Here is a 10,856-nt window from a genome sequence, read left to right on the forward strand (position 1 = left end):
CAAGTCGGTGGTCATCGATCTGCCGAACGATGCCTACGACATCCTCGTCGCCAATCCGGCGGTCGCGGATGCGGTCACGCGCACGGCGCGCCGCATCTATCTGTTCGGCAAGGCGGTCGGCGAAACCAATATCTTCGTCTTCGGCCCCAACGGCGAACAGATCGCCAGCCTCGACCTGGCGGTCGAACGCGACGTCGCCGGACTGGAAGACTATCTCAAGCGCTTCCTCCCGACGTCGCAGATCAAGGTCGAGCTGCTGAACGACAACGTGATCCTCACCGGCGACGTGGACACGCCGCTCGACGCCAAGCGCGCCGTCGACCTGGCCACCATCTTCGTCTCGGGCGGTGAAGCGACAACCGGCCAGTATTCGCAGACAGCCGCCGGCGGCTCGGCCAATGGCGGCGTCGACATCAACAATCCCGACGCCGAACGCCGTGTCTCCAAGATCGTCAATCTGCTGCAGATCATTGGCGACGATCAGGTGACGCTGAAGGTGACGGTGGCCGAAGTCAGCCGCTCGGTGATGAAGCAGCTCGGCGTCAACATGGTCGGCAACGGCGGCAGCAACGGCATTTCCTGGAGCGCGCTGAGCAGCCCGAACTACGGATTGGGAAAGCCTTTGTCGCAATACTCAGGGGCTTCGATCGGTACCTCTGCGCTTCAATCGTACATAAACGCGATGGAGCAGAGTGGTGTGATGAAGACGCTGGCCGAGCCGACGCTGACCGCAGTCTCTGGCGAAAAGGCAACGTTCAAGGTTGGCGGCGAATTTAACCTTATCACAAGCCGAACGAGCAACGTCTCAACTGACAACCAGACGGGCCAGGTCACCTATTCCAACGAGCGCCTTGAATATGGAATTGGGCTCGAATTCCAACCCGTGGTGCTCTCACCTGGTCGCATCAGCCTCAAAGTGAGAACCTCTGTTTCAGAACCTACGGCGGAAGGCGCAACGACACTCGAATCGGCTGGAGCCTTGCCCGGCATGACCGCGCTATCGATCCGCAAACGTCTGGCTGACACCACGGTCGAACTACCCTCTGGAGGCTCGATGATGATCGCAGGCCTCGTAAGGGACGATGTCAGACAGGCGGTTTCCGGATTGCCCGGGCTCACCAAGATCCCCGTCCTCGGCGCGCTCTTCCGCAGCCGCGACTTCGTGCGCAACGAGAGCGAGCTCGTCATCATCATCACCCCCTATCTGGCGCGGCCGGTGGCGCGCAACGAACTGGCGAAGCCCGACGACAATTTCAACGCGCCGAGCGATGGCGCCGGCATGTTCCTCGGCCGTGTCAATCGCGTCTACGGCACCATGCAGACCGATAGGCCGGCGGGCCGTTACCACGGCGTCGTCGGCTTCATCTACAAATGAGCGGGAAAGCGGACATGTCTCAGTCAGCATCTAAGGCCATCACGATCGCGACGGCAGGATCGGGCCGCGAGCGGATCCGCCGGTCTGTCGTCCCGGCCCTGGCGATCGCGCTTGCGGCCTCGCTCGCCGGCTGCGCCAACTGGCACCGCGACAGCGTGACGGTCGGCGCCATACCGGACGACTATCGCACCAATCATCCCATCGTCATCGCCGAGAAGAACCAGAAGATCGACCTGCCTGTCGGCGCCGGCGATCGCGGCATGACCGGTGCCCAGCGCGACACGCTTCTCGGCTTCCTCGGCGGCTATGACAAGAGCGCCGCCCCATCGCTTACCATCGCGATCCCGAGAGGGGCCGCCAACGAAGTGGCGGCACTTGTGGCGGGTCGAGATTTCGCCAGGGTCGCCGCCGCCGCCGGCGTCAGGCGCGACCGGATCGTCATGACGTCCTATCAGTCGGCCGTGCCCGAGGCCTCGGCGCCGGTCCGCGTCGCCTTCGTCGCGGTGAGAGCGCAGACCGACAAATGCGGGCGCTGGCCGGACGACCTGCTGCAGACCTCGGAAAACCGGCACTATGCCGATTTCGGCTGCTCCTATCAGAACAACCTTGCCGCTCAGATGGCCAACCCCAACGATCTGCTCGGGCCGCGCAGGCAGACCGACATCGACGCCGAAAATCGCGGCGCGGTGATCGACCTTTATCGCGCGAGAGGCATTTCGAACGAGTTCCTCGGCAATTCGGAAGTGACATACTGAGCCGCGCCGATGACGGAAAGAGCATGACGATGAGCAATCTCGCCTACGACACGCCCTCGGATACCGGCGATCTTTCGCAGCAGGACATTGCGGCCATGCAGGCGCTGCGTCCGGTGCCGCGCATCTCGATCCAGGCCTTCTGCGAGACCGAGGGCGTCGCCAACCCCATCGAGCGCGCCGGCGAGGATCGCCGCATGGCCAAGGCCCATCTCAAGGTTCATATGGGCGGCATCGCCACCGCGATCGAATTCTACCAGTCGGCACCGACGCCCAACCTGATCCTGCTGGAATCGCGCAGCGAGCCGAAACAGCTGCTCGAGCAACTCGCTCAGCTCGCGGAACATTGCGATCCGTCTTCGAAGGTCGTGGTTGTCGGCCACTACAACGATGTCGGCCTCTACCGCGAACTCATCCGCTCCGGCATTTCCGAATATGTCATCGCGCCGGTCTCGATGACCGATATCGTCAGCGTCGTATCGTCGATCTTCGTCGATCCCGAGTCCGATCCGATCGGCCGCTCCATCGCCTTCGTCGGCGCCAAGGGCGGCGTCGGCTCCTCGACGATCGCTCACAACGTCGCGTGGGCGATGTCGTCATTGTTCAAGTCGGAAGTCGTTGTAGCCGATCTCGACCTCGCTTTCGGCACCGCCAACATCAACTTCGACCAGGATCCCGCGCAGGGTATCGCCGAGGCGGTGTTTTCGCCCGAGCGGGTCGATGAGGTCTATCTCGACCGGCTGCTCGCGCAGTGCGCCGAGCATTTGTCCCTGCTCGCGGCACCCTCCACGCTCGAGCGCGTCTACGATTTCGATGCGGACGCCTTCGCGCAGATCATCGAAACGGCGCAGCGCAGCGCGCCTTTGCTCGTGCTCGATGTCCCTCATATCTGGAGCGGATGGTCGAAGAGCACGCTGATCAAGGCCGATGAGATCGTCATCACGGCCACGCCCGAACTCGCCAATCTGCGCAACACCAAGAATATGGTGGACGTGCTGAAGCGGCTGCGCCCGAACGATCCGCCGCCGAAGCTGATCATCAATCAGGCAGGCGTTCCGAAGCGGCCGGAGATCGCGGCTTCGGATTTTTCCGAACCGCTCGGCATCACGCCCATGGCGGTGATCAATTTCGAGCCTCTGCTGTTCGGCAACGCGGCCAACAACGGCCGCATGCTTGGCGAGATGGACGCCAAGAGCCCGGTCGTCGGCACGATCAACGAAATCGCCCATGTGCTGACCGGACGCAGCGAGATCAAGACGAAGAAGAAGGCCGGGCTGGGTTCCATCCTAGGCAAGCTGTCGCGCAACAAGAAGTGACGCTCATGGGGCCGTATCGGGTAGTCGATCATGTTTGGTAAAAGAGGCAAAGACGACGGCAACCGGGCAGCTCCCGAATTCCGTCCGCCGGCACCTCCTCCCGCCGCGCCCGTTTCGGCCGGGACGATGGCTGTCGATCGGCCGGCCGCGCCGGCGCCCAGCACGCCTGCTGCCTCGCCCGCCCGCCGTCCGGTCGAGGCGCCGCCGATGGCGCCCGAGCCGCCAAGGAGGGTCCAGCGCGAGCGCAGCGAGACCTATTACGACACCAAGAGTCAGGTGTTTTCCGCGCTGATCGACACGATCGACCTGTCGCAACTCGCCAAGCTCGATCCCGAAAGCGCGCGCGAGGAAATCCGCGACATCGTCAACGACATCATCGCGATCAAGAACTTCGCGATGTCGATCTCCGAGCAGGAAGAGCTGCTCGAGGACATCTGCAACGACGTGCTCGGCTATGGGCCGCTGGAGCCGTTGCTCGCGCGCGACGACATCGCCGATATCATGGTCAACGGCTCCAAGAACGTCTACATCGAGGTCAATGGCAAGGTCGAACAGACCGGCATCCGCTTTCGCGACAATCAGCAGCTGCTCAACATCTGCCAGCGCATCGTCAGCCAGGTCGGCCGCCGCGTCGATGAATCGAGCCCGATTTGCGACGCGCGTCTTCCCGACGGTTCGCGCGTCAATGTGATCGCGCCGCCGCTCTCCCTCGATGGCACCGCGCTCACCATCCGCAAGTTCAAGAAGGACAAGCTGACGCTCGACCAGCTGGTCAAGTTCGGCGCCATCTCGCCGCAGGGCGCGGAGATCCTCAAGATCATCGGCCGCGTCCGCTGCAATGTCGTCATCTCCGGCGGTACCGGCTCGGGCAAGACGACGCTGCTCAACTGCCTGACCAACTACATCGATCGCGAGGAACGCGTCATCACCTGCGAGGACTCGGCCGAGTTGCAACTGCAGCAGCCGCACGTGGTCCGTCTCGAAACCAGGCCGCCCAATCTCGAGGGCGAAGGCGAGGTGACGATGCGCGACCTCGTCAAGAACTGCCTGCGCATGCGGCCCGAACGGATCATCGTCGGCGAGGTGCGCGGACCGGAAGTGTTCGACCTTCTGCAGGCCATGAACACCGGCCATGACGGTTCGATGGGAACGATCCACTCCAACAGTCCGCGCGAGTGCCTGAACCGTATCGAATCGATGATAGCCATGGGCGGCTACTCGCTGCCGCAGAGGACCGTGCGCGAGATCGTCGTCGGCTCGGTCGACGTGATCATCCAAGCGGCTCGCCTGCGCGATGGCTCGCGCCGCATCACCCACATCACCGAGGTGATCGGCATGGAAGGCGACGTCATCATCACCCAGGATATCGTCCTCTACAACATCAAGGGCGAAGACGCGAACGGCCGTCTGATCGGCGAGCATGTCTCCACCGGCATCGGCCGGCCGCATTTCTGGGATCGCGCCCGCTACTATGGCGAGGAGCAGCGCCTCGCCAACGCGCTCGAGGCGATGGAGAAACGCGCTGACTGATGCATCTGGAGGTGTGAAGCAATTCCAGGAAAAGTGTGAAGCGGTTTTCCGTCCGGAATTGCGTCTAAACAAAGAAATAGGGCGGTTCGCCGTTTCTTTGAAACGGCGAAATGTCCTGGGGATCCCGATCGATGTTCGGAATTGACACCACGGTTCTGGCTTTCGTCGTGCTCGCCGGCTTCAGCGCCGGCGCGATGGCCTATGCTTTCCTGTTCACGCGCATCGATAACGAAAAGCAGGCCGGCAAGCGGCTTGAGACGATCAAGACGGCCGAGACCGACCGGTCGGTGGTGAAGGCCTCGCGCGACCGGGCGGCGGAGGCGGTCAAGCGGCGCAAGAGCCTTCAGGATTCGCTCAAGCAGCTCGATGAAAAGCAGAAAACAAACGACCGCAACGTCAAGAAGCCGCCATTGAGGGCCCAGATCCGCCAGGCCGGCATGACGGTTTCCATCGAGCGCTTCTACGTCTACTCGGTGATCTGCGGCGTCGTCCTGACATTCCTTGCCTATCTTGGCGGCGCGCCGCTGTTTGCGCTGCCGGGCGCTCTGCTGGCTGGCGCCTTCGGCCTGCCGCGATGGTTCGTCTCGTTTCGCCGCGCGCGCCGGGTGAAGGCTTTCCTGGAGGAGTTCCCGAATGCCCTCGACATTATCGTGCGCGCGGTCAAGTCGGGCCTGCCGCTGAACGACGCGATCCGCCTGATCGCCAATGAATCTCCCGAGCCCGTCCGGGCCGAGTTCCGCCGCATTGTCGATTCCCAGCAGATGGGTCTGTCCATCCCCGATGCCACCTTGCGAATGTCCGAGACCATGCCGTGCACCGAGGCGGGTTTCTTCGGCATCGTCATCCAGATCCAGTCGCAGGCCGGCGGCAACCTCTCCGAGGCGCTGGGCAACCTTTCGCGCGTGCTGCGCGACCGCAAGAAGATGAAGGCCAAGGTTCAGGCGCTGTCGATGGAAGCGAAGGCATCCGCCGTCATCATCGGCGCCTTGCCGTTCGTCGTCGCCTTTCTCGTCTATCTTTCGAGTCCGAACTACATCATGCCTCTGTTCACGACCAGCGTCGGCAACCTGATCCTCGGCTGTTCCGGCGTCTGGATGTCGATCGGCATCCTGGTGATGCGCAAAATGATGAATTTCGAAGTGTAGGGACGCGGATCCAATGACAGACCAGGTCGTCAAGACGCTTACCGATCCTTCCTTCCTGATCGCGCTCCTGGTTGGCATCGCGGTTTTTGCGACCGTCTTCACGCTCATGCCGGCGCTTGGCGGCAATCAGCTCAAGGCGCGCATGAAAACCGTGGCTCTCGAGCGTGACGAACTGCGCTCCAAGCAGCGTGCGCGCCTCGCCAACGAAGCCGACCGCCGCCGCAAGGGCCTGCGCGAGGAGCAGTCGATCGGCATGCGCAACATTGTCGATCGGCTGGATCTGAGGCGTGCGCTGGCCGATGAAGGCACGCTGCAAAAGCTCAAGGTCGCGGGTTTCCGCGGCCAGAATCCGCTGACGCGCTTTCTGTTCTTCCGCCTGGTTCTGCCCTTCGTCGGTTTCGCCCTGGCGGCCATCTATGTCTTCGTGCTCGGCGGATTGCCGCAGCAGCCGGCCTTCATCAAGCTGTTTGTCTGCATTCTCGTCGCCTATGCCGGCTTCTACGCACCGATACTCTACGTCAACAACCGCGCGACAAAGCGCAAGCAGTCGATCCAGCTGGCGTGGCCGGACGCGCTCGACCTGATGCTGATCTGCGTCGAATCCGGCATGTCGGTGGAAGCGGCGCTGCGCAAGGTTGCCGACGAGATCGGCGCGCAGTCGGTGGCGCTCGCCGAGGAGTTCGTGCTTACCAATGCCGAGCTCTCCTACCTGCAGGAGCGCAAGGTTGCCTATGAGAATCTGGCGAGCCGCACCGGCCTGGAATCGGTGAAGTCCGTATCCCAGGCCCTGGTTCAGGCCGAGCGCTACGGCACGCCGGTGGCGCATGCGCTGCGCGTGCTGGCCTCGGAAAGCCGCGACATGCGCATGAACGCGGCCGAGAAGAAGGCCGCAGCACTTCCGCCGAAGCTTACCGTGCCGATGATCCTGTTCTTCCTGCCGGTTCTGTTCGCCATCATTCTGGGACCTGCCGGCATCCAGGTCAGCCAGCGCGGCATCTTCGGCGACCAGCACAGTTCCAGCAGTCAGTAGAAGCCACAGCCGAATGGAGGAAGGCCGCGCGGGGAATGCCGCGCGGCTTTTTCAGGAAAAGTGCGCAGCGGTTTTTCCGTCCGCAATTGCGTCGCGCGCGGTCAGTTCGTCGCGACCTTTGCCTTGTCCTGATCCTTGAGCTGGCTCCAGGCATTCTGCTGGGCAAGCATCTGGCGCAGATAAGCGATGTTGGCCTGCGCCTGTTCCGGCGAGAGCTCCTGCGAGGCGATCTTCTCGGCCTCGTCGAAGCGGCCCTGCAGGCCGACGACCAGCGCCAGGTTCTGCCGCACGCGGCTGTCGGCGCTCGGCTGCTGCGCTGCCGAGCGCATGTAGGTTTCCGCCGTGCGCAGGTCCCCTTCGAGCACGTAGGACATGCCGAGGTTGGAGAGGATGGAAGGTTCGTTCGGCTTGAGCTCGAGCGCCTTGCGATAATCCTGGCGCGCTTCGTCGCGCTGGCCCATCTGGTCGAGGATAGCGGCTTCCGCCGACACCAGCCGCCAGTCCGGATATTCCGGCGTCTGCGCGCGGCGCACGGCATCGAGCGCCTGCTCGAACTGCCCATTGGCGGCAAGCGCCTTGCCATAAGCGGCGAGCACGTCCCGGTCCTTGGGGTAGGCGATCGCGAGCTTGCGCATCACCGCCAGCGATTGATCGGCGTCGCCATCCATCTGCAGTGCCGCGGCGAAATTCGTGGCGATGCGTTTGTCGTTCGGGTTCCTGGCGTAGGAATCGCCAAGCCTGGCCGTCGCGCTGTGCAATTCGTTGGCCGACATCGTTTCCAGCGGCCTGTTGTCGGATCGGGAAATGGAGCCCGTCGTGAACTTGCTGGTGCTGCCGCAGCCCGCTACGCTGGCCGCCAGCGCTACCGTCAATGCCGTGGTGATCAGATGCTTGTTTGTGACGTTCGGCGCTTTGATCGGCATCGGCACCTGACCTCCATTCCTGTGCGGCCGTTGGCTGGCCGTCTTCCCTCCCGAAGAAATATTCTGTTAACCCTAACGGACCGTTAAGAAACCGACTCGCCATGCCCTGCCGGAGACCATCGAATGCCTGTCGAACTCGTTGATCAGAAACCGGACGCCTCCCTGCCAGTGTATCTGGTGGGAAAGGACGGCCTCGACGACACGGACCTTCCGCCTTCCGCCGTGGCCTGGGCAAGGGCGAACGGCTTTTCCGGCGAGGCGGGCCGCACGCTGGTCCTGCCCGGCGAGAATGGGGCTCTGGCCGGCGCGCTTTTCGGCACCGGTGACGGTGAAAGCCAGCTTGCCGTCGGTGTCCTGGCGAGGTCGCTGCCCGAGGGCGAATGGCATTTTGACCAGGATCTGCCCGCGCCGGATCTTGCCGCGCTTGCGCTCGTCCTCGGCGGCTACGTCTTTACCCGCTACGGCAGGAAGCCCGGCAAGGCGTTGCGCTTCGCGCTGCCGTCGGGGGCCGACGGCGCGCATGTGCGCCGCATCGCCGAGGGCGTTTTCCTGGCGCGCGATCTCGTCAACACGCCGACCAGCGACATGGGGCCGGCGGAATTGGAAGAGGCTGCACGGACGCTCGCGGCAGCGCACGGGGCCGACATCTCCGTCATCGCCGGCGACGACCTGCTGGCGCGGAATTTTCCGATGATCCATGCCGTCGGCCGCGCCTCGACCGGCGCGCCGCGGCTGATCGACATGACATGGGGACCAGGCGATGCACCAAAGGTGACGCTGGTCGGCAAGGGCGTCTGCTTCGATACGGGCGGCCTGGACATCAAGCCGTCGTCGGGCATGCTGTTGATGAAGAAGGACATGGGCGGCGCCGCAAACGTACTGGGCCTCGCCTCCATGATCATGGCGGCGAAACTGGACGTCAGGCTGCGCGTGCTGATCCCGGCCGTCGAGAATTCGATCGCCGGCGACGCCTTCAGGCCAGGCGACGTGCTGCGGAGCCGCAAGGGCATCACCGTCGAGATAGGCAACACCGACGCGGAAGGCCGGCTGGTCCTGGCCGATGCGCTGTCGCTTGCCGACGAGGAAAGGCCGGCCTTGCTGATCGACATGGCGACGCTGACCGGGGCGGCACGGGTTGCGCTTGGCCCCGATCTGCCGCCCTTCTACACCGGCGACGAGGCCCTGGCTTCCGACCTGGCAGCGGCTTCGCTCGCGGTCGAGGATCCGTTGTGGCGCATGCCCTTGTGGCGCCCCTATGATGCCAAGCTGTCGTCGAAGGTCGCCGATATCAACAATGTCACGACGGATGGCTTTGCCGGATCGATCACCGCGGCGCTCTTCCTCAAGCGCTTCGTCGAGAAAACGCCAAGCTGGGCGCATTTCGACATTTTTGCCTGGAACCCCGCAGATCGTCCGCACGGACTGATGGGCGGCGAGGGACAGGGCATTCGCGCGCTGGAGCGGATCATCGCGAAGCGCTTCGGTCGCTAGCCCACGAAATGCCGTTACTGAAACGGAACCGAAACAATTTGCCGTCATGCTGGGGTGATGTCGATCTCGATGCGCCCGAGCCAGGCCTTGCGACTGTGGCAGCAGGTGATGCTGTCGCAGGTGCGCAACGGCGCGCCCGATCTCACCATGCGCCAGACCGCGATCCTGCTCACCATCTATCTCGATCCGCCGCCGCACACGGTGCGCGGGCTGGCCGCCAGGCTCAACGTCACCAAGCCGGTCATCACCCGCGCGCTCGACACGATGGGCGCGCTGAAGCTGGTGTCACGGCACCGCGACGAGCTCGATAAGCGCAACGTGCTGATCCGGCGCACGGTGGAAGGCGCGCTCTTTGTCGAGCGCTTCGGCGATGGTATCGTTGCGAAGGCGCATGAACTGCCCATCTGACGGATCACCAAGTTGACTGGATTGCCGATTTGACTGCCAGGGATGCCCGCCTTCACGCCTTTCGTTCCGATCTCGCCGACGCCAGGCTGAAAGGAGAAGTCTCAGCTGATCGCTTCGTCGCCGGCCGGCCGGCGCGGATCACTGCCGCCGTCGCCGATCTGCGCAAGGCGCCGCGACCGGACGCCGGGGTCAATACCCAGGCGCTGTTCGGCGATTACGTGCTCGTCTTCGAGGATGCGGAAGGCTGGGCCTGGGTGCAGGCCGAGCGCGACGGCTATGTCGGCTATGTCGCCGACAACGTTCTTGGCCCGCGCGAACACGCGCCGACCCACATCGTTTCCGCGCCGCGCACCTTCCTCTATCCGGGGCCCGATCTGCGCTTTCCGATCAGCGGGCAACTGTCGATGGGCTCGACCGTGACCGTGGCGGGCGCCGCCGAAACGCGCGGCACGCACTACGCGCTGCTGCCGTCGGGGCAGGCGGTCATCGCCCCCCATTTGCAGCCGCTCGCCGAGGTCGCCGATGACTATGTCACGGTCGCGGAAAGCTTTCTCGGCACGCCCTATCTCTGGGGCGGCGTCTCCGGCTTCGGCATCGACTGCTCCGGCCTCGTGCAATTGTCGATGCGCATGGCCGGCAAGGATGTGCTGCGCGACACCGACATGCAGTCGGCATCGATCGGCACGCCGTTCGAGCCGGGGCCGGATTATTCAGGGCTCCGGCGCGGCGACCTGGTCTTCTGGAAGGGCCATGTCGCGATCATGACCGACGCGAGGGATATGATCCACGCCAACGGTCACACCATGCTGGTCTCGCGCGAGCGGCTGAAGGAAGCGGTCGAGCGCATCGGCTATCTTTATGGCGGGCCGACAGGGGTCAGGAGGCC

At 63.9% G+C, this 10,856-nt stretch carries 10 protein-coding genes; 9 read left to right on the forward strand and 1 reads right to left on the reverse strand.

Annotated features, from left to right (window positions below):
• The 6 genes from EOA38_RS15915 to EOA38_RS15940 all read left to right on the forward strand — a co-directional run.
• Positions 1 to 1,375, forward strand: a 1,375-nt coding sequence (locus EOA38_RS15915; RefSeq protein ID WP_145965976.1) for a type II and III secretion system protein family protein, incomplete at its 5' end; no start/stop codon positions are given.
• Positions 1,376 to 1,389: 14 nt separating this feature from the next.
• A complete protein-coding gene (locus EOA38_RS15920) occupies positions 1,390 to 2,130 on the forward strand; it encodes a CpaD family pilus assembly protein (protein ID WP_127299645.1) in 741 nt (246 codons plus the stop codon).
• A 29-nt stretch (positions 2,131 to 2,159) separates the two neighbouring features.
• The gene (locus EOA38_RS15925) at positions 2,160 to 3,443 is read left to right on the forward strand and encodes a CpaE family protein (RefSeq protein ID WP_189350593.1); all 1,284 of its coding nucleotides are present in this window, start codon (positions 2,160 to 2,162) and stop codon (positions 3,441 to 3,443) included.
• Positions 3,444 to 3,473: 30 nt separating this feature from the next.
• Positions 3,474 to 4,973: a CpaF family protein gene (locus EOA38_RS15930; protein ID WP_126090320.1), complete on the forward strand. Its 1,500-nt coding sequence runs from the start codon at positions 3,474 to 3,476 to the stop codon at positions 4,971 to 4,973.
• A 131-nt stretch (positions 4,974 to 5,104) separates the two neighbouring features.
• On the forward strand, positions 5,105 to 6,118 hold the full coding sequence (locus tag EOA38_RS15935; protein ID WP_127299646.1) for a type II secretion system F family protein: 1,014 nt from the start codon (positions 5,105 to 5,107) through the stop codon (positions 6,116 to 6,118).
• Between the two features lie 13 nt (positions 6,119 to 6,131).
• The gene (locus tag EOA38_RS15940; RefSeq protein WP_126090318.1) at positions 6,132 to 7,148 is read left to right on the forward strand and encodes a type II secretion system F family protein; all 1,017 of its coding nucleotides are present in this window, start codon (positions 6,132 to 6,134) and stop codon (positions 7,146 to 7,148) included.
• A gap of 101 nt (positions 7,149 to 7,249) precedes the next feature.
• Here the strand turns inward: EOA38_RS15940 and EOA38_RS15945 are convergent, their stop codons facing one another.
• Positions 7,250 to 8,071, reverse strand: coding sequence for a tetratricopeptide repeat protein (locus tag EOA38_RS15945; protein WP_127299647.1), 822 nt, complete (start codon positions 8,069 to 8,071; stop codon positions 7,250 to 7,252).
• A 123-nt stretch (positions 8,072 to 8,194) separates the two neighbouring features.
• On the opposite strand from EOA38_RS15945, the gene EOA38_RS15950 reads away from it, so the two are divergent.
• The 3 genes from EOA38_RS15950 to EOA38_RS15960 form a co-directional block, all read left to right on the forward strand.
• Complete coding sequence (locus EOA38_RS15950; RefSeq protein WP_127299648.1) at positions 8,195 to 9,562, forward strand: leucyl aminopeptidase family protein; 1,368 nt, start codon at positions 8,195 to 8,197, stop codon at positions 9,560 to 9,562.
• A 57-nt stretch (positions 9,563 to 9,619) separates the two neighbouring features.
• On the forward strand, positions 9,620 to 9,970 hold the full coding sequence (locus EOA38_RS15955; RefSeq protein ID WP_126090315.1) for a MarR family winged helix-turn-helix transcriptional regulator: 351 nt from the start codon (positions 9,620 to 9,622) through the stop codon (positions 9,968 to 9,970).
• Between the two features lie 29 nt (positions 9,971 to 9,999).
• A partial coding sequence (locus tag EOA38_RS15960) for an NlpC/P60 family protein (protein ID WP_127299649.1) occupies positions 10,000 to 10,856 on the forward strand: 857 nt, incomplete at its 3' end.

This window comes from Mesorhizobium sp. M1E.F.Ca.ET.041.01.1.1, from assembly GCF_003997355.1.
In the GTDB taxonomy this organism is placed as follows: Bacteria; Pseudomonadota; Alphaproteobacteria; order Rhizobiales; family Rhizobiaceae; genus Mesorhizobium.

Excerpts from the sequence above, each read along its gene's own strand:
- EOA38_RS15955 (WP_126090315.1), top strand. The coding sequence starts at position 9,620 with ATGTCGATCTCGATGCGCCCGAGCCAGGCCTTGCGACTGTGGCAGCAG.
- EOA38_RS15935 (WP_127299646.1), top strand. The coding sequence starts at position 5,105 with ATGTTCGGAATTGACACCACGGTTCTGGCTTTCGTCGTGCTCGCCGGC.
- EOA38_RS15940 (WP_126090318.1), top strand. The coding sequence starts at position 6,132 with ATGACAGACCAGGTCGTCAAGACGCTTACCGATCCTTCCTTCCTGATC.
- EOA38_RS15925 (WP_189350593.1), top strand. The coding sequence starts at position 2,160 with ATGAGCAATCTCGCCTACGACACGCCCTCGGATACCGGCGATCTTTCG.
- EOA38_RS15945 (WP_127299647.1), bottom strand. The coding sequence starts at position 8,071 with ATGCCGATCAAAGCGCCGAACGTCACAAACAAGCATCTGATCACCACG.
- EOA38_RS15930 (WP_126090320.1), top strand. The coding sequence starts at position 3,474 with ATGTTTGGTAAAAGAGGCAAAGACGACGGCAACCGGGCAGCTCCCGAA.
- EOA38_RS15920 (WP_127299645.1), top strand. The coding sequence starts at position 1,390 with ATGTCTCAGTCAGCATCTAAGGCCATCACGATCGCGACGGCAGGATCG.
- EOA38_RS15950 (WP_127299648.1), top strand. The coding sequence starts at position 8,195 with ATGCCTGTCGAACTCGTTGATCAGAAACCGGACGCCTCCCTGCCAGTG.